The sequence below is a fragment of the Planococcus lenghuensis genome, assembly GCF_001999905.1.
In the GTDB taxonomy this organism is placed as follows: domain Bacteria; phylum Bacillota; class Bacilli; order Bacillales_A; family Planococcaceae; genus Indiicoccus; species Indiicoccus lenghuensis.
Window position 1 is genome coordinate 1,220,001 of sequence record NZ_CP019640.1, and the last position, 26,726, is coordinate 1,246,726.

Genomic DNA, 26,726 nt, shown 5'->3' on the forward strand with positions numbered 1-26,726 from the left:
AAGAAGGACGGCACTAACACCGATATGCTTCGGGGAGCTGTACGTAAGCGACGATCCGGAGATTTCCGAATGGGGAAACCCCCCGCCTGTAATGGGGCGGGATCCATGCGTGAATTCATAGCGCATGAGAAGGCAGACCCGGGGAACTGAAACATCTAAGTACCCGGAGGAAGAGAAAGCAAATGCGATTCCCCAAGTAGCGGCGAGCGAAACGGGAACAGCCCAAACCAAGAGGCTTGCCTCTTGGGGTTGTAGGACACTCAACAGTGGAGTGATAAAAGAAGCGCATAGCTGAAGCGGCCTGGAACGGCCCGCGATACGCGGTAACAGCCCCGTAGGCGAAATGCGCTTCTCTCCCGAGTGGATCCTGAGTACGGCGGAACACGTGGAATTCCGTCGGAATCCGGGAGGACCATCTCCCAAGGCTAAATACTCCCTAGTGACCGATAGTGTACCAGTACCGTGAGGGAAAGGTGAAAAGCACCCCGGAAGGGGAGTGAAACAGATCCTGAAACCGTGTGCCTACAAGTAGTCAGAGCCCGTTAATGGGTGATGGCGTGCCTTTTGTAGAATGAACCGGCGAGTTGCGATTCCTTGCAAGGTTAAGCCGAGAAGGCGGAGCCGCAGCGAAAGCGAGTCTGAATAGGGCGAATGAGTAAGGGGTCGCAGACCCGAAACCAGGTGATCTACCCATGTCCAGGGTGAAGGTGAGGTAACACTCACTGGAGGCCCGAACCCACGCACGTTGAAAAGTGCGGGGATGAGGTGTGGGTAGCGGAGAAATTCCAATCGAACCTGGAGATAGCTGGTTCTCTCCGAAATAGCTTTAGGGCTAGCCTCAAGCGAAAGAGTCCTGGAGGTAGAGCACTGTTTGGATGAGGGGCCCATCCCGGGTTACCGAGTTCAGACAAACTCCGAATGCCAGTGACTTGTGCTTGGGAGTCAGACGGCGAGTGATAAGATCCGTCGTCAAGAGGGAAACAGCCCAGACCGCCAGCTAAGGTCCCCAAATATCCGTTAAGTGGAAAAGGATGTGGCGTTGCTTAGACAACCAGGATGTTGGCTTAGAAGCAGCCATCATTTAAAGAGTGCGTAATAGCTCACTGGTCGAGTGACACTGCGCCGAAAATGTACCGGGGCTAAACGGATTACCGAAGCTGCGGACTGTTCGTATGAACAGTGGTAGGAGAGCGTTCTAAGCCGCGTTGAAGCCGGACCGGAAGGACCGGTGGAGTGCTTAGAAGTGAGAATGCCGGTATGAGTAGCGAAAGAAGGGTGAGAATCCCTTCCACCGAATGCCTAAGGTTTCCTGAGGAAGGCTCGTCCGCTCAGGGTTAGTCGGGACCTAAGTCGAGGCCGAACGGCGTAGACGATGGACAACAGGTTGATATTCCTGTACCACCTCCCCGCCATTTGAGCAATGGGGGGACGCAGGAGGATAGGGTGAGCGTGCCGTTGGTTGCGCACGTCCAAGCAGTGAGGTGGGGAACGAGGCAAATCCCGTTCCCACAACCACCAGGCTGTGATGGCGAGGGGAAGTATCCCCGGAGTCCCTGATTTCACACTGCCAAGAAAAGCCTCTAGCGAGGCGGGAGGTGCCCGTACCGCAAACCGACACAGGTAGGCGAGGAGAGAATCCTAAGGTGTGCGAGAGAACTCTCGTTAAGGAACTCGGCAAAATGACCCCGTAACTTCGGGAGAAGGGGTGCTCTTTTGGGTGAACAGCCCGAGAGAGCCGCAGTGAATAGGCCCAGGCGACTGTTTAGCAAAAACACAGGTCTCTGCAAAACCGTAAGGTGACGTATAGGGGCTGACGCCTGCCCGGTGCTGGAAGGTTAAGGGGAGCGCTTAGCGCAAGCGAAGGTGCGAACCGAAGCCCCAGTAAACGGCGGCCGTAACTATAACGGTCCTAAGGTAGCGAAATTCCTTGTCGGGTAAGTTCCGACCCGCACGAAAGGCGTAACGATCTGGGCACTGTCTCAACGAGAGACTCGGTGAAATTATAGTACCTGTGAAGATGCAGGTTACCCGCGACAGGACGGAAAGACCCCGTGGAGCTTTACTGCAGCCTGCTATTGAAGTTGGATACAGCCTGTACAGGATAGGTAGGAGCCGAAGAAGCGTGAGCGCCAGCTTACGCAAAGGCAATGGTGGGATACTACCCTGGCTGTATTGGACTTCTAACCCGCCGGCCTTATCGGCCGGGGAGACAGTGGCAGGCAGGCAGTTTGACTGGGGCGGTCGCCTCCTAAAGAGTAACGGAGGCGCCCAACGGTTCCCTCAGAATGGTTGGAAATCATTCGCAGAGTGCAAAGGCAGAAGGGAGCTTGACTGCGAGACAGACACGTCGAGCAGGGTCGAAAGACGGGCTTAGTGATCCGGTGGTTCCGCATGGAAGGGCCATCGCTCAACGGATAAAAGCTACCCCGGGGATAACAGGCTTATCTCCCCCAAGAGTTCACATCGACGGGGAGGTTTGGCACCTCGATGTCGGCTCATCGCATCCTGGGGCTGTAGTCGGTCCCAAGGGTTGGGCTGTTCGCCCATTAAAGCGGTACGCGAGCTGGGTTCAGAACGTCGTGAGACAGTTCGGTCCCTATCCGTCGCGGGCGCAGGAAATTTGAGAGGCGCTGTCCTTAGTACGAGAGGACCGGGATGGACACACCGCTGGTGTACCAGTTGTCTTGCCAAAGGCATCGCTGGGTAGCTATGTGTGGCCGGGATAAGTGCTGAAAGCATCTAAGCATGAAGCCCCCCTCAAGATGAGATTTCCCATTACGTTTACGTAAGTAAGATCCCTCAAAGACGATGAGGTGGATAGGTTCGGGGTGGACGCATGGCGACATGTGGAGCTGACGAATACTAATCGATCGAGGACTTAACCAAAGAAAAGCGCAGGTGGCCACGCAAGGCCCGACCGGCGTAGAGACGGCCCATGGCGGAAATCCTGATTTCCAGAATGGGACGGCTTACGACCCGAGGGCCTGGCCACCGAGCTAGACACCACAGCATTTCAATGTCGGTTATCCAGTTTTGAAGGAACAAGAAAACAGGCTTTCTTTTAAAAAAATGCTTGTAAAACTCGTGAGAGTTGATATAATAAATCTTGTCTTTCAAAACAAAACCAAATAGTCCAGTGATGATGGCAGAGAGGCCACACCCGTTCCCATCCCGAACACGGCAGTTAAGCTCTCTTGCGCCGATGGTAGTTGGGGGCTTCCCCCTGTGAGAGTAGGACGTCGCTGGGCATACACATGGAGGATTAGCTCAGCTGGGAGAGCATCTGCCTTACAAGCAGAGGGTCGGCGGTTCGATCCCGTCATCCTCCACCATGTCATGCCGGAGTAGCTCAATTGGCAGAGCAACTGACTTGTAATCAGTAGGTTGAGGGTTCAATTCCTTTCTCCGGCACCACTTCGAGCCATTAGCTCAGTTGGTAGAGCATCTGACTTTTAATCAGAGGGTCGAAGGTTCGAATCCTTCATGGCTCACCATTATTATTAAGCTAATAATAACAGACATGCGGATGTGGCGGAATTGGCAGACGCGCTAGAATCAGGCTCTAGTGTCCTTTACCGGACGTGGGGGTTCGACTCCCTTCATCCGCACCATGTCTAGCGGAAGTAGTTCAGTGGTAGAACGCCACCTTGCCAAGGTGGAGGTCGCGGGTTCGACCCCCGTCTTCCGCTCCATTTTTTTGAACAAGATCAATATGCGCCCGTAGCTCAATTGGATAGAGCGTCTGACTACGGATCAGAAGGTTGTGGATTCGACTTCTGCCGGGCGCGCCATTTTTATTAATAAAGTACATAACAGTATGTACGGGAAGTAGCTCAGCTTGGTAGAGCACTTGGTTTGGGACCAAGGGGTCGCAGGTTCGAATCCTGTCTTCCCGACCAGTTATGATGGGGCCTTAGCTCAGCTGGGAGAGCGCCTGCCTTGCACGCAGGAGGTCAGCGGTTCGATCCCGCTAGGCTCCACCAACTTAACTATCATAAGGATCCTGGCGGCGTAGCTCAGCTGGCTAGAGCGTACGGTTCATACCCGTAAGGTCGGGGGTTCGATCCCCTCTGCCGCCACTTTTTTTAGGACCTTTAGCTCAGTTGGTTAGAGCAGACGGCTCATAACCGTCCGGTCGCAGGTTCGAGTCCTGCAAGGTCCACCACTTAACTATTATTCTGGAGGAATACCCAAGTCTGGCTGAAGGGATCGGTCTTGAAAACCGACAGGGGAGTCAAATCCCGCGGGGGTTCGAATCCCTCTTCCTCCTCCATCTTTTAAAAATGTGTGGACTGATTTTTGTTTCACAGTACGTCAGTGACACTCCGAAAAGAATCTTTCATAAATAGGTATGTAGTAAATTGCTGTACGAAGACAGCGATTAGCATCAACGAATGCGCAGCCGAAGAAGATGCCTATCACTACAATGCGTAGAGGAAACAAAGTATCCCTAATATTAATGTCGCGGGGTGGAGCAGTTCGGTAGCTCGTTGGGCTCATAACCCAAAGGTCGCAGGTTCAAATCCTGCCCCCGCAACCAAACGGTCCTGTGGTGTAGCGGTTAACATGCCTGCCTGTCACGCAGGAGATCGCGGGTTCGATTCCCGTCAGGACCGCCATTTTTTCATACATAGTGTGGCTCAGTAGCTCAGTCGGTAGAGCAAAGGACTGAAAATCCTTGTGTCGGCGGTTCGATTCCGTCCTGAGCCACCATTCTTGCGGGTGTAGTTTAGTGGTAAAACCTCAGCCTTCCAAGCTGATGATGAGGGTTCGATTCCCTTCACCCGCTCCAAGGGCCTATAGCTCAGCTGGTTAGAGCGCACGCCTGATAAGCGTGAGGTCGGTGGTTCGAGTCCACTTAGGCCCACCATTCCGAAGTAGCTCAGTGGTAGAGCAATCGACTGTTAATCGATCGGTCGTAGGTTCGAATCCTACCTTCGGAGCCATACGGGGAAGTACTCAAGTGGCTGAAGAGGCGCCCCTGCTAAGGGTGTAGGTCGGTAATCCCGGCGCGAGGGTTCAAATCCCTCCTTCTCCGCCAGCTCGGCCCCTTGGTCAAGCGGTTAAGACACCGCCCTTTCACGGCGGTAACACGGGTTCGAATCCCGTAGGGGTCATAGTAAAAAACGCAGTTCCTGATTAACAGGAACTGCGTTTTTTTGTATTCTTTTTATATATCTGACACGGGATATACAGTTTGTCTTTCCAATGAGAATAAAAAAGTCCGGAAGCTCTATGCTCCCGGACTACTATTAAAGCACGTGACTGATCAGCAATCCAATGCCAAGAAGAAAAGCGAATACAGTGTTAGTAATCCCTGTTGCTTTCATCGCTGGCATGACTTGCAGTGGTTCTGTGAACATTCGATAACGAAGAACCACTTCTATCGGTTTCTGAACGCTGAGGAAGACGAGCAGTGTCCATGGAGTTATAGCCCCCACGAAAACCAGCACAAGTATCCAACCATATGCGAGAACGAAGAAGGCGAGCAGGACATTGACCGCAGTTGGTCTTCCCACCAGTATTGCAAGTGTTTTCCGACCACTGGCGGCATCACCCTTAATGTCCCGGATATTGTTGGTCAGCATAATAGCTGCGACGAGCAGTGTACTTGGTACAGCCAGTAGTGCAGCTTCTGAGGTAACAGTACCTGTCTGAATAAAAAATGCAATGATGACAATCAGAAAGCCCATGAATAAACCGGAAAATAATTCACCGAGCGGCGTATACGCAATAGGGAAAGGGCCGCCTGTATAAAAATAACCGACTGCCATTGCCACAAGTCCAACTGCCACGAGCCACCAGCTCGTCTCGGTACAGATATAAACACCCAGCAATCCTGCAATTCCGTAAAGAGTAAAGGCGAGCGCCAAAACTGTTCTTGGTTTGACACCATTTCGGACAATGGCTCCGCCAATGCCTACTGACTTTTCATTATCAAGACCACGGGCGAAATCATAGTATTCATTGAACATATTGGTAGCCGCTTGAATTAAGAGACTTGCAATCAGCATTGCAAGAAACAGGCCCCAATGAATAGCCGTATATTGCAAAGCGATCATTGTCCCGAGAAAAACCGGGGCAAAGGCTGCGGTTAGCGTATGGGGCCGGGTAAGCTGCCACCAGACGCGCCAGCCACTGTCCGCTTGAAGTGTGTGAGTCATGCTGTATTCGCTCCTTTAGTTCATTTTCCATCCTTTATTGTACTCTAAATCAGTGATTCGTACAGCAAATGGAGTGCTCATTTTTCCGGAAAAGGGTATGATAGAGGGTAGAGATTAACTTGGCTGCAGTTATTTTCAATGACAGGCTGCAGATAAACGGAGGGAAACGGATGAATTCACAGCCGTATTCATCAACAGAACAAGTGATAGCCGGGACGTATGATTCCTGGTGTTTTTATACAGAAACTATAGAAGTACAGAGCATGTCGCCATTTGCGTTTTTTAATGCCGGCAAAGGATATACCGGACAACGGATGTTTTGGCAAAACCGGGAATCGACGTTTACGTTTGTTGGTTTGGGACATGCGCATGTGATCACCTCCCATGCAGAGGATCGTTTTGAATCCATTAAGCAGGATTGGCAAAGTCTGTGCAGACAGATTGTTAACGAAGAACCAGCTGTTCAGCCGGTTCTGTTCGGCGGGTTTTCTTTTGATCCTGAAAATGAGAAAAAAAGTGTCTGGCGTGATTTTTCGCCGGCTTATTTTGCGGTGCCAACTTTTCAATTGACCGTTCAGGAAGATCAGGCCTTTGTCAGCATTCACCTCATTACTCAGGAAACAAATGCTTTTGAAACGTTTGAGCAATTGCGGAAAGAACGGGACGAACTCGTCCATGTTGCACAAGTATCAGAGCCGGCCAAGCCGGAAGGTATTTTAGTCACAAATCGGACAGAGCTGGAGAAAGATATATACATGCAATCGATCCAGCAAGTAACCGAGGCCATTCGGGCTGGTGAAGCGGATAAAGTCGTAATCGCCCGGCAGTTGAAACTTGATTTTGAGCAGGAAGTGGATCATGCTGATGTTCTTCAGCAAGTGGGTGCCCAGCAGCAAGGCAGTTTTCTTTTTGGACTCGAGGCAGGAAGTCAGCTGTTTTTTGGCGCCACGCCTGAACGGCTTGTGAAAGTAACGGACAATCAGGCGTTATCGACATGTCTGGCAGGCTCGATTCCAAGAGGGAGAACGGCTGCAGAAGATACAGCGCTTGGCAATGAACTGATGAACGATGACAAAAACCGATCGGAACATGCTTATGTCGTTAATATGATTTCATCCGTATTCCGTAAGCATTGCTCGTCTGCCGTCATCCCAAATATGCCGGAATTAATGAAAATCCGTGATATTCAACATCTGTATACACCGGTTGAAGGAGAATTAAAAGAAGAAGCTACATTGTTCGACCTTGTACAGGAACTGCATCCGACACCAGCGTTGGGCGGTGAACCGCGTACTAAGGCCATGCAGCTAATCAGAAAGCATGAGCCGGCAGACCGGGGTTATTATGCGGCACCTTTAGGTTGGATCGATGCAGAGGGGAACGGGGAATTTGCAGTGGCGATCCGTTCAGCACTGCTTGACGGCCAGTCAGCTTATTTATACGCAGGAGGCGGCATTGTAGCGGATTCCACACCGGAACTGGAATATGCAGAGACGTGGGTGAAATTCCGGCCGATGTTGCGCGCTTTAGGAGGGCAATTACGTGACGAATCGTGAATACTTAACAGAGTACGTGACGGCATTTACTGCTGCTGTCACCCAACAAGGGATCCGGGAAGTAGTCATTTCTCCGGGTTCCCGCTCCACGCCGCTTGCGTATGCCTGCATGCAGGAAGAACAGCTGACGGTGTATCGGCAAATCGATGAACGTTCAGCGGCTTATTTCGCGCTGGGACTGGCAAAAGCGACGGACCGGCCGGTTATGCTGCTATGCACATCCGGAACAGCAGCTGTAAATTATTTCCCTGCCATTGTTGAAGCATTTTATGCCCGGGTCCCACTCTTAGTTGTGACAGCAGACCGGCCGCACGAATTGCGGGAAGTCGGGGCACCGCAAGCCATTAATCAGATTGAGTTATACGGCAAGCATGTGAAATGGTCAACGGATTTGCCACTCCCTGAAACAGATAATCGTCTCGGTTTTCTAGTCCGGCATCTTACCCGGGCGATTGGGACAGCTATTACCGCGCCTGCGGGTCCGGTCCATGTGAATGTTCCGCTGCGCGAACCGCTATTGATCGATTTTGAATCAAAGACAGAAGACATTTCTGCCGTCTCCCGTTTTGCAGCAGAATCCGCACTATCAGAACCTGCCCGACTCTTTCTGAATGAAGTGTTCCAAGAGGAACGAGGACTCTTAGTCCTTGGGGAACAAACGGGTGAACTTCCTGAAGTGTTTTGGGACTTTATCCGAAAACTGCAATGGCCGGTCCTTGCTGATCCGCTGTCGAATGCGCGCAGTAAAGTACCAGTTGATTGTCAGAGACTTATTGTGGATGCGTATGATGCCCTGCTGAAAAGTAATGAATTCAAAGAGAAGATTAAGCCTGAAGCTGTAATTCGTGTCGGCCCGCAGCCGGTATCAAAGCCGCTGCTCCTATGGCTGAATGCTGTAAGGCCAGCCTGGTACATAGCTATTGACGAAAGTCCGATGCTGCGCGATCCGCAATCCATTGTGACACATCATATTCAAACGGCCAGTTCAGCCCTATGGGGATTGCCTCTTAAAAAGCGAAAAGAGACAGATTATGCAAGCAGGTGGCAGAAGGCTACAGAAATTTATTGGGAAACGGCAGCACAGCATGCAGAAGAAGTGACAGATGAAGGAACGCTGGCTTACACCTTTTTTGAAGAGCTTTCTGATTGCGATGTTGTAATTGGCAGCAGCATGCCGATCCGGGACGCCGATACGTTTTTCGAAAAGAGCGGCCGGGATGTCCGGCTGTATGCCAATCGCGGCACGAACGGAATTGATGGAGTTGTATCCACTGCGTTCGGTGTCCAGGCGGCAAATAAGCGGCCTGCTTATCTGCTGATTGGTGATTTATCGTTTCTGCATGACATGAACGGTCTGATTGCATCGAAACTGCAGGCTACGGATCTCACCATTGTGATTATGAATAATAATGGCGGTGGAATCTTTTCTTACTTGCCGCAAGGCCGGGAAGAGCGGTATTACGAGGAATTATTCGGTACACCGACCGATGTGACGTTCCGGGATGCGGCTTCCATGTATGGAGCGGATTATGCGGAAGTAAGATCGAAAGAAGAGCTGAAGGCAGCGCTCCGAAACGGCAAGCAGGCGTCTGTTAAACTGATTGAGGTTTTTACGGACCGGGCGCAAAACACAGCTGCACACCGGAAGTTATGGAGCCGCGTCAATGAAAGACTGTCAGCCGAATGAATATCAACGGAATTGAATACCATGTCGAAGTCCATCATCCCGAACAGCAAAAGGTGCTCGTATTGTTGCATGGGTTTACAGGCAGCACGCACACATGGCATTCAGCGATCCCTTATCTTCTTGACTATCGGATTGTCTTAATCGATTTACTGGGCCATGGGCGGACGATGAGCCCGGAACATCAGGCACGCTACCGGATGGCATATCAGCTGCAAGATCTAAAAGAATTGTTCAGGCAGCTGCAGCTGGATGAATTCGTCCTGGCCGGCTATTCGATGGGCGGACGGACGGCGCTTGCCTATGCATGCACATACCCGGCAGGCATTCGCCGGCTGATACTGGAAAGTGCTTCTCCAGGGCTTCGAACTGAATCAGAGCGACATCTCCGGCGGGAACAGGACCAGAAACTGGCCGAACGGATTGAAAGAGACGGCATAATAGAATTTATATCTTTCTGGGAAAACCTCCCGATGTTTGAGACACAGAGAAATCTTCCCTCAGCCATCCGACAGGCGGTGAGAGAAGAGCGGCTTAATCAGCATCCAAGTGGCCTGGCGGGAAGCCTGTATGGTATGGGGACTGGCGCACAGGCGCCATACTGGGATCAATTAGAGCAATTAGCATGCCCGGTGCTGCTTCTTACGGGAACGGATGATAATAAGTTCACTGCCATTGCAAGGGAAATGAAAGAACAAATTTCACGTGTAACGCATATTGAAATGGAAGCAGGCCATGCAATTCATGTGGAAAAACCGGAAGAGTTTGCTACAATAATAAGGCAGCAATTGAAAAACGATTTTTAGGAGGAATACAATGACTCGAGAATGGGTGAAAGAACGTACATACGAAGACATCAAGTATGAAACGTATAATGGCATTGCCAAAATCACGATCAACCGGCCGGAAGTACGCAATGCTTTCCGTCCGAAAACAGTGACAGAGCTGATTGACGCTGTTTCTCATGCACGTGATGATTCAAAGGTCGGCGTGATTGTATTAACCGGCGAGGGCGAAAAAGCGTTCTGCTCAGGCGGAGATCAGTCAGTACGCGGCCATGGTGGTTATGTTGGGGAAGATGAAATTCCACGCCTGAACGTCCTGGATCTCCAGCGGCTCATCCGTGTAACACCGAAACCGGTTGTTGCAATGGTTGCAGGCTATGCAATCGGTGGCGGACATGTGCTGCATGTTGTTTGTGACCTGACAATCGCAGCGGATAACGCCATCTTCGGTCAGACAGGGCCAAAAGTCGGTTCTTTCGATGCCGGTTATGGTTCGGGTTACTTGGCACGGATCATCGGACATAAGAAAGCACGTGAAATCTGGTATCTGTGCCGTCAGTACAACGCGCAGGAAGCGCTCGATATGGGCCTTGTCAATACAGTCGTTCCGCTTGACCAGCTTGAAGACGAAACAGTGAAATGGTGCGAGGAAATGCTTGAGAAGAGCCCGACAGCCCTCCGTTTTATCAAAGCTGCGATGAATGCGGACACGGATGGTTTGGCCGGTCTGCAGCAAATGGCAGGGGACGCAACACTTCTGTATTACACAACTGATGAAGCGAAAGAAGGCCGCGATGCCTTTAAGGAAAAGCGCAAACCTGATTTCGGTCAGTTCCCGCGTTTCCCTTGATTCGAAATCTGTGAAAGAGAGCTGTCCGTCCGCGGGCAGCTCTTTTTCAAAGGAAGGTGAATTTTCATGTATCCAAACTGGTTGATGAAACGGGCTCAGTTGACCGGAGAGCGAGTCGGTTTATCTTGGGCATCTGAGGAGTGGACCTTTGCGGAACTGGATGTTATTGCACGGGATCTTGCAGGCCGGCTCGTCCGCCTGGGTGTACAGCGAGACAGCCGGGTGGCGCTGCTGTCCAAATCACATCCCGATTTTGTATTCATGATGCATGCCTGTCTGCATCTCGGCTGCGAAATGGTCATGCTTAATGAACGTTTGACTGAGCAGGAGCTGATCTATCAAGTACAGGATTGCGAAGCGGATACAGTGCTGACGGATGATGCGAATGCAGAACGGCTAAATACAGTGAATAAATTATTATTCAGCACCATTAAAGAAGCTGTGCCTGCAGAAGTGGAGATCCAGCGGGAATGGCCGGTTGATCGTGTGGTTTCCATTATGTATACATCTGGAACAACCGGCTTTCCGAAAGGCGTCAAGCAAACAGCAGAGAACCACTTTTCCAGTGCAATTGCTTCCAGCTTGAATATCGGTCTGGGCGCACGTGATAGTTGGCTGTGTATGGTTCCGCTATTCCATATCAGCGGTTTCTCCATCCTCATGCGATCACTGATTTATGGGGCTGAAGTGCGGCTGTATCCTAAATTTGATGCAGCAAATGCATCTGATGAATTGATTCAAGGTAACGTCACCCACATGTCTGTAGTAGGTGTGACGCTGGCACGGATTTTAGATGAATTGGATAACCGGCAGATGGCCGTGTCACCCAATTTTCGAGTAATGCTCGCAGGCGGCGGGCCGGTCGCAGTCAGTCACATTGAGCGGGCGGCAGCGCATGGCATTAATGTGCTTCAGACGTATGGGATGACAGAGACAGCTTCACAGACTACGACCTTATCACCGGAAGATGCAGCCGACCGGCCAGGTTCAGCCGGTAAACCGCTGTTTTTATACGATGTGAAAATCGGGGCGGAAGATGAGATTCTTATTAAAGGTCCACATGTGACGGCAGGCTACATCGGCCGTTTTGCAGATGTACAGCCGACTGAAGATGGCTATTTGAAGACTGGCGATATCGGTAGGATCGACGCGGAGGGCTTTCTATATGTACTGGACCGACGTTCGGATTTGATTGTCTCTGGAGGAGAGAATATTTACCCGGCAGAGATTGAAAATGTGCTTACTGGCCATCCAGCCGTTCTGGAAGCCGGTGTATGCGGTATCCGGGATGGAAAATGGGGTGAAGTTCCGGCTGCGTTCGTTGTAGCGGATACGATTTCAGCTGAGGAGCTTGACGCCTATTGCAGAGAACGGCTCGCATCATATAAAGTTCCTAAACGCTATTCGTTTGTGCGGGAGCTGCCGCGCAATGCATCAAATAAATTACTGAGGAGAGAGCTGAAGACGTGGAACTGACTCTCCGAAAGATTTCTGTACATGAAATCCGACAACCACTGAAGCGGCCCTTTAAGACATATTTACAGGAAGTGCGGGAACGGGAATCACTTCTTGTTGTTGTGAAAGACCGGGAAGGGGGAGTCGGTTACGGAGAGTGCGTCGCATTCTCCACTCCATGGTACACAGAGGAAACAGTCGCCAGCTGCTTATTTGTACTGAAGGAGATTCTCATGCCGCTGCTCGAAGGGAAAACGTTCCAACATCCGAGAGATGTATTTCCTGCATTGTCGGCAGTCAAAGGAAACCGGATGGCGAAAGCAGCGATTGAAACGGCTGTTTGGGATTTGTATGCCAAACGAATGAATCGACCACTTTGGCAACTGGTTGGCGGCACGCACCCGTGTATTTCAGCAGGAGTTGTGGTGGCGACCAATGATGCCGGACACTTGGCAAAAGAAGTACAGCGGGCAGCGCAGGCCGGGTACAAGCGAGTGAAATTAAAGATCAACAGGGAATCAGATCCGGAGCAACTTCAGCACGTTATCAGCCAGTACCCCCATCTATTATTCTTTGGAGACGCGAATGGCGCTTTTACCGCTGCTTCATACGATAAGTTGTGTAAATTGGATGCATGCGGCTTCACTTTGATCGAGCAGCCATTCGGAGAGCAGGAATGGGAGTTGCATGCAAAAGCGAACGAAGAATTGAAGACGGCCATCTGCTTGGATGAAAGCATTTCGTCATTCGAGGATGCCGAACGGATGGTGCAGATGAAAGCCGGTACTGTAGCTGTACTGAAGATGGGCCGTCTTGGCGGCTGGCATGAAACATTGCGGGTGTATGAGTGGTTTCACGCAAGTGGTATTCACATGTGGGTGGGCGGTATGATTGAGTTTGGCGTCTCAAAAGCCCATAATCTTGCACTTGCTTCGCTTCCTGGAATCGATTTGCCTGGCGACTTCCCGGCCTCTCATCATTACTGGGAGCAGGATATTATTTCACCAAGGATTGAGGTAGTCCAAGGAGAGATTCAGTTATCAGATGAATCAGGCATCGGATATGAAGTGTTTATATAAAAAAGCGGCCAGAATCGGCCGCTTTTCTAATCTAATTGAGTACATTTTCGAGTGTTTCCCTGTTTTGCTCCATCAGGCTGAAGTAATCTTCACCAGCTGCAATATCTTCTTCGGTCAGGATGCTTAAATTATGCAATTGAACGGCTTCTGCGCCGATTTCATTCTGCACAATTTCAGTCAAATTGGAAGAGACGTTCTGTTCGAATATAATGTGCTGGATGTCCAGCTCTTTTGCCCGGTCGATGATGGCAGCCAGTTCTTGCTGGGAAGGCTCGCTTTGGCTGTTCAGTCCTGCAATGGCCACTTGTTCAAGCCCGTAGGCATCTGCCAGGTAACCGAACGCTGCATGGGAAACGAAGAATGTCTTCCGCTCAGCTTCAGCCGCTATGTCCTGAAACGATGCATCGAGCGCGTCCAATTCAGTGACAAGCTCTTTGTAATTCGTTTCGTACAGTTCCGCCCCTTCAGGATCGAGCTCGATGAGTTTGTCTTTAATGGATTCAGCCAAGTGCTGGCTCAGCACCGGAGAGATCCATACATGAGAATCCACTTCTTCATGTGCATGCTCGGCATGTTCTGCATGCTCTTCTTCAGTTTCATTTGCGTGCTCCTCTTCAGAGGTGAACTCTAGGTCCGGAATCGCTTCCGCGGTCGCAGCAAATTCAACATCTTCATTGGCCAGCGTTTCCTGAGCACTCTCAATAAACCCTTCAAGCCCAAGGCCGACATAGAATACCACATCCGCTTCAGCAAGCGAAATCATGTCCTGCTGGGTCGGTTCAAACGTATGTTCATTGGCGCCGGCCGGGTAGATGGATTGAACATTGATGCGCTCTTCACCAATTCTTTCTGCAAAATAAGTTAACGGATACACGGTTGTGTATACATCAAGTGCTGTTCCTTGAGTTTCATCAGGTTCTGCAGTTTCCGTTGCACTACAACCCGCCAAAAATATAAGTAACGCAATAAAACCAATTAATTTTTTCATAAAGCACCTCATAAATAGTAATGATTACGTTTTAAGTATAGAAAGTAGTGTACAACAGGAGAAGGGAAAACACAAGAAAAACCCCCGATTATTTTTTCGGGGGCCACTTTTCAGGAACAGGATCAAAACCGCCGGCATGGAACGGGTGGCAGCGGAGAATTCGGCGGATGGCCAGGTAGCTGCCTTTTACCGCGCCATGCATCTGCACAGCTTCGAGTCCGTAATGGGAACATGTCGGGTAAAACCGGCAGGACGGCGGCGTCATCGGCGATATATACCGCTGGTAAAATCGGATGGTGCCGGTCAGGATTGCTTTCATATTCGGTCACTCCAGTATTCTTGTTAGGTTTATTGTAGAGGGGGCAGTGGTAAAAGGAAAGTAGACAGACTTAAAAAAGGAGAGTGGCAGAAATGTCAGCAGAACTGAATCAGGAACTCAATAACCAGGTGGCGATGTGGTCGGTTATGTACACAAAACTACATAATTTCCACTGGTACGTAAAAGGGCGTTCATTCTTTACACTGCACGAAAAATTCGAAGAGTTGTACAATGAAGCGTCGCAGAACTTGGATGAAATTGCAGAGCGGCTGCTTGCGCTCGGCGGCCAGCCGGTGGCGACGATGCAGGAACAGTTGGAGCTGTCGGCGGTGAAAGAAGCGACAAAAACGGAAACAGCTGAGCAGATGGTCGATACACTGCTATCTGATTTCGATACGATTATGGCATCACTGAAGCGGGCACGGGAGATTTCCGGCGAAATCGGAGATGACATGACACAGGATATGCTGAATGCAGTTCATCAGAGCCTTGAGAAACATGCATGGATGCTTGCAGCATTCCTTGGTGAAAAAGTACAATAAAAGAAGTTCCGACGCAGACTGTCTGACAGTCTGCGTCTTTAATTTGGAGGTTTTGCGGATGAAGTACCGGGATTTGAACGGCTTTGAATGCCGCCTTTCATTTGAAAAAGGAAAGAGTTGCATAAAAAGCCGGCATGTAATCGTATTAGCCCAGTACGAGGGGAAGTGGCTGCTGACGGATCATCCGGTACGTGGACTGGAGTTTCCGGGCGGCAAGCGGGAGCGGGGTGAAACGCTTGAAGAAGCTGCAGTCCGGGAAACCTATGAAGAGACAGGCGGAGTGCTGAAGTCCCTGAAATGGGTGGGAGAATATAAAGTGATGGCTGAACGGCCTTTTGTGAAAACCGCTTTCCTTGCAATAGTAGAGCGTCTCGAAAAAATACCCCTTGCTGAAACAAGGGGAGCAGTCCTGGTAAAAGAACTGGATTTTAATGACCGCTACAGTTTTCTTATGAAGGACGAGGGTATGAAGGAATTGATCCGAATAGCAGTTTTTGAACATAAAAAAGCCCGGCAGGAGCCGGGCAGTTCATAAAGTCAGCGATGGACAGGGCCGCCTTTTTTATCGATTTCAGGCGCTACAGTTCCGAATTTTTTAAAGTTTTTATTGAATGCATCTGCCAGTTCACGTGCTTTCACGTCATAGGCATCTTTATCTTCCCAAGAGTTCCGCGGATTAAGCACTTCACCAGGCACACCATTGATGGAAGTTGGCATTTGCAGACCGAATATGGATTCCGATTCTGTGTATGCGCCGTCAAGTTCACCCATCAATGCGGCATTTACCATACGGCGGGTATGAGAGAGTTTCATGCGGCTGCCGGTGCCGTATGAACCGCCAGTCCAACCTGTGTTAACGAGGTAGACTTGAGAGCCGTGCTCATCAATCTTCTTGCCGAGCATTTCCGCATATTCGGTGGCATGCAACGGCAGAAACGGTGAACCGAAGCAAGTGGAGAAGGTGACTTCAGGTGAAGTGACACCGCGCTCAGTACCTGCCAGTTTCGATGTATAGCCACTCAGGAAATGGTACATCGCCTGTTCTTTTGTCAGTTTGGAAATCGGAGGCAATACACCAAATGCGTCGGCAGTCAGGAAAATGATCGCTTTCGGGTGGCCCGCTACAGATGGATCGACAATATTGTCAATTGCCTGGAGCGGATAAGCAGCCCGGGTATTTTCGGTCAGCGTACCATCATCATAGTCGGGGACGCGTGTATCAGGATCAACGACGACATTCTCGAGCACTGAACCGAACCGGATTGCGTCATAAATCTGCGGCTCATTTTCTTTGGATAAATTAATGGTTTTTGCATAGCAGCCGCCTTCGATATTGAAGACGCCGTTATCTGACCAACCATGCTCATCATCCCCGATCAGCCGGCGACCCGCATCAGCTGAAAGGGTGGTTTTGCCGGTGCCTGACAGACCAAAGAACAGTGCAACATCACCGTGTTCACCGACATTGGCCGAGCAATGCATCGGTAGGATACCTTGCTGCGGCAGTAGGAAGTTCATGACAGAGAAAATGGATTTTTTCATTTCTCCGGCATATTCCGTGCCGCCGATCAAGACGATTCGTTTTTCAAAGGAAACGATGATGAATGTTTCGGAATTGGTGCCGTCTGTTTCCGGGTCTGCTTTAAATGTCGGAGCCGAAATCACAGTGAATCCTGCTTCGTGTGTCTTAAGTTCTTCTGCCGTCGGGCGGATGAAAAGCTGGTGCGCAAACAGATTGTGCCAGGCGAATTCATTGACCGTCTGGATCGGCAGACGCGATTCAGGGTCGGCACCGGCATAGCCTTTAAATACGAATAAATCGTCTTTCTTGCTGAGGTGGTCTATTACTTTCTGATAGAGAGTATCGAACTTTTCAGGAGAAATCGGTGTGTTCACGCTTCCCCAGTCAATGCGGTCTTTGGTTGACGGTTCTTCAACGGTGAATTTATCTTTTGGGGACCGGCCGGTATACTTACCGGTTTCAGCACTGATAGCTCCGTCTGCGGTTAATAATGCTTCCCCCCGGGAAGTCGCCTGTTCCACAAGCTGCGGAACTGATAGTTGGACATGTACATTGGGACCATCCAGCAAATCCTTCAATTCGTTCGTGATGTTCACAGATACCATAGTTTGTACCTTCCTTTTCAAGTATTCCCGAGTCGGGGAGAATGTATATTTCCATGGCGTCGGCTGGCAGCCGAGCGGCTATTGATGTGAAATAGTATAACACATTATATCTAATAGTCTATACTAATTGAGGGTTAAATTTCCGTGTAATAATTCAGTGGAAGCTGGATGAAAACCGTTGACATTGGTTGGCCATTTCCGTATGATGAAAAATTGAACGGATACTCTTATTCCGAGCTGGTGGAGGGAACAGGCCCTGCGAAACCCGGCAACCTGGCTAATGAGGCGAAGGTGCCAAACCTGAAGCAAGGTGAACAAGCCTTGGACGATAAGAGTGAAAGGCGCTTACGGATTATCTTTCCTTTCCTCGAACGACTGGAAAGGATTTTTTTATTGGCATGCCTCTAAATCTTCGTGTACAAGCAGATACCTCAGCTGCTGAAGTCATCCCTAAAGGGATCCGACTGAACACGGAAACGAGTACCGGTTCATTTGCTGTATATTACGTGCAAATGCATAAGTAGTAGCTGTGCTTTGCATCAGGTCTTAGGAGGAATTCATTTGGCAAACAGACGTTTATTCACCTCAGAGTCGGTGACAGAAGGCCATCCGGATAAAATCTGCGATCAGATTTCGGATTCCATTCTCGATGCGATTCTGGCAGAAGATCCAAACGCGCGGGTTGCGTGTGAAACAACGGTTACAACAGGTCTGGTTTTGGTAGCAGGCGAAATTACAACATCCACATATGTGGATATTCCAAAAGTGGTCCGCCAGACGGTCCGGGATATCGGCTACACGCGTGCAAAATACGGTTTCGATGCTGAAACGAGCGCTGTGTTGACAGCGATCGATGAACAGTCGGCCGATATTGCCGCAGGTGTTGACACAGCGCTTGAAGCGCGTGAAGGCAGCATGACGGAATCTGAAATCGATTCAATCGGCGCCGGTGATCAGGGGCTCATGTTCGGGTATGCAACGAATGAAACACCTGAATTGATGCCGTTGCCGATCAGCTTGGCTCATCAATTGGCACGCCGCCTTGCAGAAGTACGGAAGGAAGAAATTCTGCCATACTTGCGTCCAGACGGTAAAACACAGGTAACTGTGGAATATGATGAAAATGGCAAACCGGTTCGCGTTGACACAATCGTTATTTCCACACAGCATCATCCGGAAGTGACATCTGAACAGATTGAGCGCAATCTGAAAGAATATGTCATTAATGAAGTCGTGCCTGCAAAATGGCTGGATGATGAAACGAAGTATTTCATCAACCCGACAGGCCGCTTTGTGATCGGCGGACCGCAAGGAGATGCCGGACTTACTGGCCGGAAAATCATTGTGGATACGTACGGTGGTTATGCACGTCATGGCGGAGGCGCGTTCTCCGGTAAGGATCCGACAAAAGTGGACCGTTCCGCTGCTTATGCCGCCCGCTATGTAGCAAAAAATATTGTGGCAGCCGGACTCGCTGACAAATGTGAAGTCCAGCTGGCTTACGCAATCGGTGTGGCTCACCCGGTATCGATTTCCATCGATACATTCGGCACAGGCACGGCAAGCGAAGAAAAGCTGATTGAACTTGTCCGTCAGAACTTCGATCTGCGCCCGGCCGGCATCATCAAGATGCTGGATCTGCGCCGCCCGATTTACAAACAGACAGCTGCGTACGGTCATTTCGGCCGCACAGATGTTGACTTGCCATGGGAACGGACAAATAAAGTCGCTGCGTTGAAAGAACAAGTTAATGCTTAATTGAAATAAAAGACAGGCCCGAAAGCAATTTGCTTTCGGGCCTGTCTTTTTTGTGTTTTCATGTTGCTTGCGGAACTTGAAGGGAAGCGACCCGCCGTCCGATCTCCGTAATCAGTTCTGCCGGAAGCGGGAAGTTCATGGCTGCCGGGTCCGACTGGACAGCCCGGATGGTCAGCTCCAGTGAATCCTCGGGAATGTCGAAGTCCGAAAAATCTTTTGGCAGGCCCACTTCTTCCTGCAGGCTCCGGATTTTGGCGACGACTGCTGCCAATTGTTCAGCGGTGGACAGGTCTTTTGCTTCCACGTTAAGTGCTTGTGCGAGCAACCAGATTTTACCGGCATATAAGTCCGGGACGAGTTCAAGCACGTGCGGCAGGAAAACGGCATTCGCCAAGCCGTGTGGAATACGGAACAGTGCCCCGTATGCATGGGCCAGGTTATGCACCGGAATGGCATTCAATGCCAGACTAAAGGCAGTGATGCCCATGGTGCTCGCCTGCAGCATATTCATCCGCGCTTTCAAATTCGAGCCATTATTCACCGTTTCCGCGATGTTCTCCTCGAACATCCGGATTGACTGCAGCGCGAAGGCATCTGTAAAGCCGGTGGCGGTAGGAGACGCCAGTGCTTCGATTGCATGCGTTAACGCGTCAAAACCGGTGAATGCTGTAATGGATGGCGGGAGCCCGGTTGTCAGATCCGGATCCAGAACAGCCATGTTTGAGCTGATGAACGGATGGATGATGTTGGTTTTCACTCTTCTTTCTTCATTGTAAATTACAGCGATCGGGGATACTTCAGATCCGGTGCCTGCGGTTGTCGGAACGGCCACGTGCGGTATCGGGATCGGCTGGGCTTCCGGCCAGGCAAAGTAGGAAAGGCCGCCGGGAATTGCTTCCTTGATATCCGTCAATCCACTGTGAAGAGCGAATTTCACACCTTTTACTGTATCCAGCACACTACCGCCGCCCACTGCCAGAAGACCGTCCGCTCCGCGTTCACGGGCAAAACGCAAGGCATTATTGACGGATTGGCTGCCGGCATCCTGTTCGATATCGGTGAAAATACCGACGAGTTCCGGTCCGGTTCCGTTCGGTGTCAGATGAAATATTTCCGCCACTTTATCGACGATGCCGGCTTTTTCCAAGCCTTTATCGCTGAACAGGATAATTCGTTTCGCACCCAGTCCCCGAAACAGATCGGGAACCATCGCGCGTGTGCCTGAACCGCTGTGAATGGCGGTTGCGATTCCGAAATTCGAATACGTCGTAATCAATGACATCACCTCTTTGCAGGATTTTTTATTCGGGAGGATTAAACAAAAGCCCGTAAGCCAGCCGCCGTTCCAGTTCAGGGACAAGTGACGTATGGACGTGTTTCAGCTGTGTATAGGCATCGAGTGAATATTTGCCCATTTCACGGCCGATGCCGCTCTGCTTATAGCCGCCAAATGGTGCGTCATTTCTGAGCATATGCCAGTCGTTGATCCAAATCACACCGGCTTTGATCTTCCGCGCCACCTCATAAGCCTTGTTGACATCGCGTGTCCAGACGCCGCCTGCCAGTCCGTAGATGGAGTCGTTTGCCATCTTGATCGCTTCATCCACATTGTCGTATCGAATGACAGTGAGGACTGGTCCGAAAATTTCCTCTTGGGCAATTTTCATATCGTTCGTCACGTCGGCAAAAATCGTCGGTTCAACGAAATAGCCGTTCTCGAATCCTTCCACTGTGGCTTTGCGTCCGCCGCATACAAGCCGGGCACCTTCTTCAATGCCGGTTTCAATGTAAGATAGAATCGTTTCTTGCTGCTTTTTCGAGACGACGGGTCCCATGGATGTTGCTTCGTCAAGCTGACTGCCGAGGGTCAACGTTTTCGTAAGTTCTGCAAGTTTCTCCACGACAACATCATAGATGGAACTCGGAACGAACAGCCGCGTGCCGGATTCACAAAGCTGACCTGAGTGCAGGAATACACCGAACAGACTGCCGGGCAGCGCCAGTTCGAGATCGGCATCTTCAAGCAGGATATTCGGCGATTTGCCGCCGAGTTCGAGTGTTATGTTCTTGATGGTTTTAGCAGCAAGGGCCATGATATTGCGGCCGACTTCTGTGGAACCGGTAAAAGCGACTTTACTGACATCGGGATGGAGCACCAGCGGCTCGCCCACTTCAGATCCGGACCCTGTCACCACGTTAATAACACCCGGCGGGACAATTTCCGAAATGATTTCTGCCAGCCGAAGCGAGGTGATCGGCGTGTTGCTGGCCGGTTTCAGGACGAGCGTGTTGCCGGTCGCAAGCGCCGGAACGATTTTCCATACTGCCAGGAGCAGCGGCATGTTCCAAGGAGTGATTGCTGCACAGACACCGAGCGGCTCGCGCCAGACGAAGTTATGTGCAGGTCCCGGGAAAATCGGAACGGGCAGTGTTTCAGAGAACGGATATTCTTTAACGAATTTTGCCATCTGCTGGAACAGATCGATGATCATGACAATGTCATTCCCGCCGATCCGGCGCACAGTACCGCCGGAAGTAAGGGCTTCAAGGTATACGAGCTCTTCGGCGTGGACTGCAATGTTATCGGCAATTCTATTCAGGATATCGGCACGGTCTGAAGGCTTCATGTCCCGCCAGTCGGATGATTCAAAAGCGGCCAGGGCAGCAGCCACAGCTCTGTCGACATCGGCTTCATCGCCTTTTGCTGCTTTGGCCACCACTTCACCTGTTGCCGGGTTAATCACATCAAATGTGTCCCCGGCAGCGGCGGAAGTCCATTCGCCGTTGATAAAAAGCTGATAGGACGGCACTTCAATTTGAAGAGTCATTTTCTTCCTCCTGTTCGATTGAATTTTTTGCATAAACAAAGTAAGCTAGTAATACACGTAATTTTCAGAAAGTAAAAGATGAATGATGTATACGCTTTCATTATTAATTATAGAAAGAAAAATTGATGACAGGCAGTCCTGAAAATGTAGGGGTGCAGGCAGGGGGAGAAAAACGATGACTGTCCCAATGACAATTGAACGATTTGCCCATAGTCTGACAGCTATCCCGGATCAGGAAGCAAAAATCAAAGCTGCGCTGCAAGGTTTCTTTTCCTTTTTTCCATTCTCCCGCTTGTCCTTGTTTTCCTACTCGCCGCTGAACTTTATCGGGGAAGGATTATTCTTTTTCACCGCTGATGGCCGGATTGATTCTGCGGGACAGATTCGGGAAGATGTGAGGACCATCCCGGCTATCCACGAAGTGATCCGCAGAAAACGGGCAACTTATGTGGAATTAAAGGCTGAAGTATCCATTTTTCCAGAAAAGTACGTCGAACAGTTCGCGCTGTCATCAGTGCTGATTGTTCCGCTCTGGCAAGGGCCGACAGTCATCGGCTGCGTTTTTATCGACCGATATTCCGGTGAAATGCCATTTGGGGAAGGGATGATTCAAGGCATTGAGGAATATTTCCGCCTCGTATCGGCCATGATCGGTTCTTCAGGTGAGTCTGCAAAGCTGAGCCGGCGGGAAGTGGAAGTGCTCGAAAAACTGTCAGCCGGCCACAGTACAAAAGAAATGGCGGTTTTAATGGGAATCAGCGAGTTTACCGCGCGGGATTATATCAGTTCCGCCATGAAGAAGCTGAACGTGCGGCACCGGGCTCAAGCGATTGCCGAGGCAGTGCGGAGCGGACTTATTTCATAAAAAAAGCAATGAACCGGCAGGACCGGCTCATTGCTTTTTTTGAAGTGATTTGTAATAAGCGCCTTTTTCGGCGTATTCCCGGACAATACGTTCCATGTCTTTCCGATCTGCACCCGTCAGTTCCCGGACCACTTTTGCCGGCCGTCCGAGCGCGAGCATGCCTGCGGGAATCTTTTTGCCAGGCGGTACGAGGCTGCCGGCCCCAATGAAAGCACCTTCGCCAATTTCAGCACCGTCAAGAATGACAGAACCCATCCCGATGAGCGCCTGTTTTCTAATAATGCAGCTGTGCAGTGTCACCTGATGGCCGACTGTGACTTCATCTTCCAGAACGAGCGGATTGTTCGGACTTTGATGCAGGCAGCACAGATCCTGGATGTTCACTTTCCGGCCAATGACGGTCGGTGCCACATCACCACGGATCACTGTATTGAACCAGACAGAAGATTCCGGTCCGATGGTGACGTCGCCGGTTACGATTGTAAAATCCGCCAGGAAGACGGACGGGTCGATTTCCGGTTCTTTATCATGAAAAGGGTAGATCATGGTAAACCTCCATTATTCATACTATGATAAAACTATCGTACCAAAAGAACAGGTGAAAGCAAGAGGAGGACCAGTTATGCCAATCAGTTTAAGTATTCTTGATCAGTCACCGATTTCACGGGGCATGTCTGCGACCCAAGCGCTTCAGCAGACGGCTCAGCTTGCACGGAAAGCGGAGGAATGGGGCTATCAGCGGTTTTGGGTATCTGAGCATCATGACGCCACGACACTCGCAGGGTCTTCGCCCGAGATCCTGATTTCGCATCTTGGGGCAGTGACGAATACCATCCGGCTCGGATCGGGTGGGGTCATGCTGCCGCATTATTCCGCCTATAAAATTGCAGAGAACTTTAAATTGCTTGAAGCGCTATACCCGGGACGGATCGATGCGGGTGTCGGCCGGGCGCCTGGCGGAATGCCGCGCGCTACGTACGCCTTGCACGAAGGCGGCTACCGGGATGTCCACCGGTTCCCGCAGCAAGTGGACGAGCTGCGGATGTATTTGAATGATGCGATTCCGGAAGATCATCCGTATTACGGATTGAAAGCGACCCCTGTCACGGAGGCAGCACCGCCTGTCTGGATGCTCGGTTCGAGTCCGAACTCGGCGATGCTTGCTGCCGAGAAGGGACTGCCGTATATGTATGCCCAGTTCATCAACGGAGAAGATGGCATTCGGGCGGCGAAGTATTACCGGGATCGTTTCAAGCCACACGCCGGCAGCAAGCCCCAGCAGGGTGTCGCCGTGTTCGTCTCTTGTCAGGAGACCGAAGAACAGGCGGAGCGGATGGCTTCGTCGCTCGATCTGTCGATGGTGCTGCTTGAACAGGGCAAACCATCGAACGGCACGCCGTCTCCGGAAGAGGCGATGAGTTATGCCTATACTTCCTATGAACGCAACCGGATTGAAGATAACCGCCGGCGCATGCTTGTCGGCACGCCTGAACAAGTAGCTGACCGGATTGGAGAGATTGCTGCAGCACATGGAGCTGAAGAAGTTATGCTCGTTACGATTGCGTATGATTTTGAAGATAAGCTAAAATCGTTCCGGTTGGTGGCTGAAGAAATGAAAAAGCGTCAGTGACTCTCAGTCACTGACGCTTCGTCTTATTATAGATTAAGCACTCAAACTGCTTAGGCTATCGTTACCGGCAAAACCTGCTCGCTTTCCACGGGCGGACGGCAAGCCGCTTCGGTCACAAAGCGACCTGCAGGGTCTCGCCTTGTCCGCTCTCCCGTATGAGTCTCGCAGTTATGCTTCGACTGGTCAGACTCAAAAGAGTATTGATCCATGCGATGATATCAGCTCTTGTCATTAGTATAAGTTGACCATCGTAGAGTTGCTTTTTACTTCAAGAATAATCTGTATCCAGAGAATAAAAGAAAAATGCTACATGAAAATTGTGTGCTCTTGCGGGAAAACTGGCGATCGAGACCCTCAAGGCCTTTTAGGAAGAAGAGACTTGAGAGAAGGGGGAACGAAGAACGCGACGTCCTGTCGCTTCGGTTCCCTTCCTCGCTTTTGTAGGTCTCGCGGAAAGAATGAGGCGTCCTTTTCTGACCCATCAAGTTCTTTTTAATATGGAGAAAGGCTATTCTCTTGCAGTTTTCTGTATAAAAGTCTTTTATCTACAACCTGAAGCACCAGTGATAAAGAGTCACTGGCGCTTTTTTTCGATGGCAATTAAAAAAGGTGGCGAGTTTTGCTGGTTGATGAAGCCATACCGAAGGACATCGAAGTCCTTTTGCGGGAGTCCGCTGACAAAGTCCAGCACAGCATCTTTTTCTTCGACGCCGCCCGCATGGCCGTAATAAATAATCAATATGACAAGCCCGCCGATTTTCAGTGCATCCAGGCCTTTTCGGATGGCTTCTAGCGTGCTGTCGGGTTTTGTGATGATGCTGTGGTCGCCTTTCGGCAAATAGCCGAGATTGAATACGACAGCTGCCACCGGGCGATTGGCATAGCGATCCATCTCCGCGTGGCTGCCAAGCACCAATTCTACGTGGTCATGATCTTTCACCCGTTCACGCGTCGCCTCGATTGCCGCTTCTTGGATATCGAATGCGATGACGCGCCCGGAAGGACCGGTCAGTTCGGCCAGAAATAATGTATCGTGCCCGTTGCCGGCAGTAGCATCGACGGCAAGATCACCAGGGGTGACAACTTGTTTCAGAAGTTCTTTGGAAAACGGCAATACCCGCTGAAGGATCATACCGAAACCTCGCTTGAATAGTATTTCCCCTGGAAACTGCCGCGTGCATCCAGTTCCCGGTCAATCCCGTTCAGCACGTCCCATTTATTCGCACTCCACATCGGGCCGACCATGAGGCCGATCGGTCCGTCCCCGGTAATGCGCTGTACGACGAATTCCGGCGGCAACACTTCAAGCTGATCGCAAACCAACTGGATATATTCATCGCGTTCCAGGAACTTAACCATGCCTTTTTCATACTGTTTCACCATTGGTGTGCCTTTCAATAAATGAAGCAAATGGATTTTGATGCCCTGCACATCAAGTTTTGCGACTTCCCGGGCTGTTTTCATCATCATGTCCCGGTCTTCAAGTGGCAAACCGTTGATGATGTGCGTGCAGACCCGGATGCCGTGTGCCCGAAGTTTGTCAACACCTTCAACGTAAGTCCGGTAATCATGCGCCCGGTTCACAAGTTGTGCCGTCCGCTCATGAACGGTCTGCAGCCCAAGCTCGACCCATAAATACGTCCGCTCGTTCAGTTCAGCCAGGTATTCAACGACATCACCGGGAAGGCAGTCCGGCCGGGTAGCGATGGACAGCCCGATGACGCCGGGCTCACGGAGGGCAGCTTCGAATTTTTCTTTCAGCAACGGGAGCGGGGCATGGGTATTCGTATAAGCCTGGAAATAGGCCATATACTTGGCGTCTTTCCATTTTTTATGCATCCGTTCTTTCTGGCTCTGGAACTGCTCGGCAATCGGTGCCGCCCGGTCGCCGGCAAAGTCACCGGAACCGGCCGCGCTGCAGAAAGTACAGCCGCCGTGCGCAACCGTGCCATCCCGGTTCGGACAGTCAAACCCGGCATCCAATGAGATTTTCATGACTTTAAAACCGAATTCATCGCGAAGATGCCGGTTCCATGTATAGTAACGCTTTCCGTCTGAGGGAAAAGGGAATTTCACTTCCATAATAGGTTCACTCC

General features: G+C 50.7%; 20 protein-coding genes, 19 tRNA genes, 2 rRNA genes and 1 riboswitch (1 of these 42 only partly in view). Of the genes, 32 read left to right on the forward strand and 9 right to left on the reverse strand.

Going from position 1 to position 26,726, the window contains the following annotated elements:
* The 21 genes from B0X71_RS06245 to B0X71_RS06345 all read left to right on the forward strand — a co-directional run.
* Positions 1 to 2,886, forward strand: a 23S ribosomal RNA gene (locus tag B0X71_RS06245) (it extends 48 nt beyond the left edge of the window).
* A gap of 246 nt (positions 2,887 to 3,132) precedes the next feature.
* A 5S ribosomal RNA gene (gene rrf / locus B0X71_RS06250) occupies positions 3,133 to 3,248 on the forward strand.
* Positions 3,249 to 3,256: 8 nt separating this feature from the next.
* Positions 3,257 to 3,332, forward strand: a tRNA-Val gene (locus tag B0X71_RS06255).
* A gap of 6 nt (positions 3,333 to 3,338) precedes the next feature.
* Positions 3,339 to 3,414, forward strand: a tRNA-Thr gene (locus B0X71_RS06260).
* Positions 3,415 to 3,418: 4 nt separating this feature from the next.
* Positions 3,419 to 3,494: transfer RNA gene (locus B0X71_RS06265), tRNA-Lys, on the forward strand.
* Between the two features lie 28 nt (positions 3,495 to 3,522).
* Positions 3,523 to 3,611, forward strand: a tRNA-Leu gene (locus B0X71_RS06270).
* A 6-nt stretch (positions 3,612 to 3,617) separates the two neighbouring features.
* Positions 3,618 to 3,692 (forward strand) — tRNA-Gly (locus tag B0X71_RS06275).
* Between the two features lie 22 nt (positions 3,693 to 3,714).
* A tRNA-Arg gene (locus B0X71_RS06280) sits at positions 3,715 to 3,791 on the forward strand.
* 31 nt (positions 3,792 to 3,822) lie between these two features.
* A tRNA-Pro gene (locus B0X71_RS06285) sits at positions 3,823 to 3,899 on the forward strand.
* An 8-nt stretch (positions 3,900 to 3,907) separates the two neighbouring features.
* Positions 3,908 to 3,983, forward strand: a tRNA-Ala gene (locus B0X71_RS06290).
* 22 nt (positions 3,984 to 4,005) lie between these two features.
* A tRNA-Met gene (locus B0X71_RS06295) sits at positions 4,006 to 4,079 on the forward strand.
* Between the two features lie 9 nt (positions 4,080 to 4,088).
* Positions 4,089 to 4,165, forward strand: a tRNA-Ile gene (locus tag B0X71_RS06300).
* A gap of 15 nt (positions 4,166 to 4,180) precedes the next feature.
* A tRNA-Ser gene (locus B0X71_RS06305) sits at positions 4,181 to 4,273 on the forward strand.
* 190 nt (positions 4,274 to 4,463) lie between these two features.
* A tRNA-Met gene (locus B0X71_RS06310) sits at positions 4,464 to 4,540 on the forward strand.
* Positions 4,541 to 4,543: 3 nt separating this feature from the next.
* Positions 4,544 to 4,619 (forward strand) — tRNA-Asp (locus B0X71_RS06315).
* A gap of 18 nt (positions 4,620 to 4,637) precedes the next feature.
* Positions 4,638 to 4,713: transfer RNA gene (locus B0X71_RS06320), tRNA-Phe, on the forward strand.
* Positions 4,714 to 4,718: 5 nt separating this feature from the next.
* Positions 4,719 to 4,792 (forward strand) — tRNA-Gly (locus B0X71_RS06325).
* Position 4,793: 1 nt separating this feature from the next.
* Positions 4,794 to 4,870 (forward strand) — tRNA-Ile (locus B0X71_RS06330).
* 1 nt (position 4,871) lies between these two features.
* Positions 4,872 to 4,946, forward strand: a tRNA-Asn gene (locus tag B0X71_RS06335).
* Positions 4,947 to 4,949: 3 nt separating this feature from the next.
* Positions 4,950 to 5,041, forward strand: a tRNA-Ser gene (locus B0X71_RS06340).
* Positions 5,042 to 5,045: 4 nt separating this feature from the next.
* Positions 5,046 to 5,117 (forward strand) — tRNA-Glu (locus B0X71_RS06345).
* Between the two features lie 135 nt (positions 5,118 to 5,252).
* On the opposite strand, the gene B0X71_RS06350 is transcribed toward B0X71_RS06345, so the two are convergent.
* A complete protein-coding gene (locus B0X71_RS06350) occupies positions 5,253 to 6,164 on the reverse strand; it encodes a 1,4-dihydroxy-2-naphthoate polyprenyltransferase (protein ID WP_077588619.1) in 912 nt (303 codons plus the stop codon).
* Between the two features lie 170 nt (positions 6,165 to 6,334).
* On the opposite strand from B0X71_RS06350, the gene B0X71_RS06355 reads away from it, so the two are divergent.
* The 6 genes from B0X71_RS06355 (at position 6,335) to menC (ending at position 13,573) form a co-directional block, all read left to right on the forward strand.
* Complete coding sequence (locus B0X71_RS06355; RefSeq protein WP_077588620.1) at positions 6,335 to 7,720, forward strand: isochorismate synthase; 1,386 nt, start codon at positions 6,335 to 6,337, stop codon at positions 7,718 to 7,720.
* A complete protein-coding gene (gene menD, locus B0X71_RS06360; protein WP_077588621.1) occupies positions 7,707 to 9,407 on the forward strand; it encodes a 2-succinyl-5-enolpyruvyl-6-hydroxy-3-cyclohexene-1-carboxylic-acid synthase in 1,701 nt (566 codons plus the stop codon). The genes B0X71_RS06355 and menD overlap by 14 nt, the downstream gene beginning before the upstream one ends.
* Complete coding sequence (menH, locus tag B0X71_RS06365; protein ID WP_077588622.1) at positions 9,404 to 10,210, forward strand: 2-succinyl-6-hydroxy-2,4-cyclohexadiene-1-carboxylate synthase; 807 nt, start codon at positions 9,404 to 9,406, stop codon at positions 10,208 to 10,210. The genes menD and menH overlap by 4 nt, the downstream gene beginning before the upstream one ends.
* Before the next feature lie 10 nt (positions 10,211 to 10,220).
* Positions 10,221 to 11,039 (forward strand): 1,4-dihydroxy-2-naphthoyl-CoA synthase, encoded by an 819-nt coding sequence (menB, locus tag B0X71_RS06370; RefSeq protein WP_077588623.1) that lies wholly within the window; start codon positions 10,221 to 10,223, stop codon positions 11,037 to 11,039.
* A 66-nt stretch (positions 11,040 to 11,105) separates the two neighbouring features.
* Positions 11,106 to 12,515, forward strand: coding sequence for an o-succinylbenzoate--CoA ligase (locus B0X71_RS06375; RefSeq protein WP_077588624.1), 1,410 nt, complete (start codon positions 11,106 to 11,108; stop codon positions 12,513 to 12,515).
* Positions 12,506 to 13,573 (forward strand): o-succinylbenzoate synthase, encoded by a 1,068-nt coding sequence (menC, locus tag B0X71_RS06380; RefSeq protein ID WP_077588625.1) that lies wholly within the window; start codon positions 12,506 to 12,508, stop codon positions 13,571 to 13,573. The genes B0X71_RS06375 and menC overlap by 10 nt, the downstream gene beginning before the upstream one ends.
* Before the next feature lie 31 nt (positions 13,574 to 13,604).
* Here menC and B0X71_RS06385 read toward each other — a convergent pair whose 3' ends face one another.
* Together B0X71_RS06385 and yidD are read right to left on the reverse strand one after the other, a co-directional pair.
* Positions 13,605 to 14,561: a metal ABC transporter solute-binding protein, Zn/Mn family gene (locus B0X71_RS06385; RefSeq protein WP_077588626.1), complete on the reverse strand. Its 957-nt coding sequence runs from the start codon at positions 14,559 to 14,561 to the stop codon at positions 13,605 to 13,607.
* Between the two features lie 88 nt (positions 14,562 to 14,649).
* Positions 14,650 to 14,880 carry a membrane protein insertion efficiency factor YidD gene (yidD, locus tag B0X71_RS06390; RefSeq protein WP_077588627.1) on the reverse strand — a complete coding sequence of 77 codons (231 nt, stop codon included), beginning with the start codon at positions 14,878 to 14,880 and terminating at the stop codon, positions 14,650 to 14,652.
* 92 nt (positions 14,881 to 14,972) lie between these two features.
* Here yidD and B0X71_RS06395 point away from each other — a divergent pair, with 92 nt between their 5' ends.
* Both B0X71_RS06395 and B0X71_RS06400 read left to right on the forward strand, forming a co-directional pair.
* Positions 14,973 to 15,422 carry a Dps family protein gene (locus B0X71_RS06395; RefSeq protein ID WP_077588628.1) on the forward strand — a complete coding sequence of 150 codons (450 nt, stop codon included), beginning with the start codon at positions 14,973 to 14,975 and terminating at the stop codon, positions 15,420 to 15,422.
* A 58-nt stretch (positions 15,423 to 15,480) separates the two neighbouring features.
* Positions 15,481 to 15,957, forward strand: a complete 477-nt coding sequence (locus tag B0X71_RS06400; protein ID WP_077588629.1) for an NUDIX domain-containing protein — start codon at positions 15,481 to 15,483, stop codon at positions 15,955 to 15,957.
* 2 nt (positions 15,958 to 15,959) lie between these two features.
* Here the strand turns inward: B0X71_RS06400 and pckA are convergent, their stop codons facing one another.
* On the reverse strand, positions 15,960 to 17,549 hold the full coding sequence (gene pckA / locus B0X71_RS06405; protein WP_077588630.1) for a phosphoenolpyruvate carboxykinase (ATP): 1,590 nt from the start codon (positions 17,547 to 17,549) through the stop codon (positions 15,960 to 15,962).
* A gap of 224 nt (positions 17,550 to 17,773) precedes the next feature.
* Positions 17,774 to 17,884, forward strand: a riboswitch (SAM riboswitch).
* 226 nt (positions 17,885 to 18,110) lie between these two features.
* Between pckA and metK the strand changes: the two genes are divergently transcribed.
* The gene (gene metK, locus B0X71_RS06410) at positions 18,111 to 19,307 is read left to right on the forward strand and encodes a methionine adenosyltransferase (protein ID WP_077588631.1); all 1,197 of its coding nucleotides are present in this window, start codon (positions 18,111 to 18,113) and stop codon (positions 19,305 to 19,307) included.
* Positions 19,308 to 19,365: 58 nt separating this feature from the next.
* On the opposite strand, the gene B0X71_RS06415 is transcribed toward metK, so the two are convergent.
* Positions 19,366 to 20,589 carry an iron-containing alcohol dehydrogenase gene (locus tag B0X71_RS06415; RefSeq protein ID WP_408634120.1) on the reverse strand — a complete coding sequence of 408 codons (1,224 nt, stop codon included), beginning with the start codon at positions 20,587 to 20,589 and terminating at the stop codon, positions 19,366 to 19,368.
* Positions 20,590 to 20,608: 19 nt separating this feature from the next.
* Entirely contained in the window at positions 20,609 to 22,135 is a 1,527-nt protein-coding gene (locus B0X71_RS06420) for an aldehyde dehydrogenase family protein (RefSeq protein WP_077588632.1), read from the reverse strand.
* 175 nt (positions 22,136 to 22,310) lie between these two features.
* Here B0X71_RS06420 and B0X71_RS06425 point away from each other — a divergent pair, with 175 nt between their 5' ends.
* Positions 22,311 to 23,000 (forward strand): helix-turn-helix domain-containing protein, encoded by a 690-nt coding sequence (locus B0X71_RS06425; RefSeq protein WP_077588633.1) that lies wholly within the window; start codon positions 22,311 to 22,313, stop codon positions 22,998 to 23,000.
* A gap of 27 nt (positions 23,001 to 23,027) precedes the next feature.
* Here B0X71_RS06425 and B0X71_RS06430 read toward each other — a convergent pair whose 3' ends face one another.
* Positions 23,028 to 23,546, reverse strand: coding sequence for a gamma carbonic anhydrase (locus B0X71_RS06430; protein ID WP_077588634.1), 519 nt, complete (start codon positions 23,544 to 23,546; stop codon positions 23,028 to 23,030).
* A 76-nt stretch (positions 23,547 to 23,622) separates the two neighbouring features.
* Between B0X71_RS06430 and B0X71_RS06435 the strand changes: the two genes are divergently transcribed.
* A complete protein-coding gene (locus B0X71_RS06435) occupies positions 23,623 to 24,630 on the forward strand; it encodes an LLM class flavin-dependent oxidoreductase (RefSeq protein ID WP_077588635.1) in 1,008 nt (335 codons plus the stop codon).
* Positions 24,631 to 25,204: 574 nt separating this feature from the next.
* On the opposite strand, the gene B0X71_RS06440 is transcribed toward B0X71_RS06435, so the two are convergent.
* Both B0X71_RS06440 and B0X71_RS06445 read right to left on the reverse strand, forming a co-directional pair.
* Positions 25,205 to 25,762: a tRNA 5-(aminomethyl)-2-thiouridylate-methyltransferase MnmM gene (locus B0X71_RS06440; RefSeq protein WP_077588636.1), complete on the reverse strand. Its 558-nt coding sequence runs from the start codon at positions 25,760 to 25,762 to the stop codon at positions 25,205 to 25,207.
* Positions 25,759 to 26,712 carry a tRNA modification radical SAM protein MnmL/YtqA gene (locus B0X71_RS06445; protein WP_077588637.1) on the reverse strand — a complete coding sequence of 318 codons (954 nt, stop codon included), beginning with the start codon at positions 26,710 to 26,712 and terminating at the stop codon, positions 25,759 to 25,761. The genes B0X71_RS06440 and B0X71_RS06445 overlap by 4 nt, the downstream gene beginning before the upstream one ends.
* Between the last annotated feature and the right edge of the window lie 14 nt (positions 26,713 to 26,726).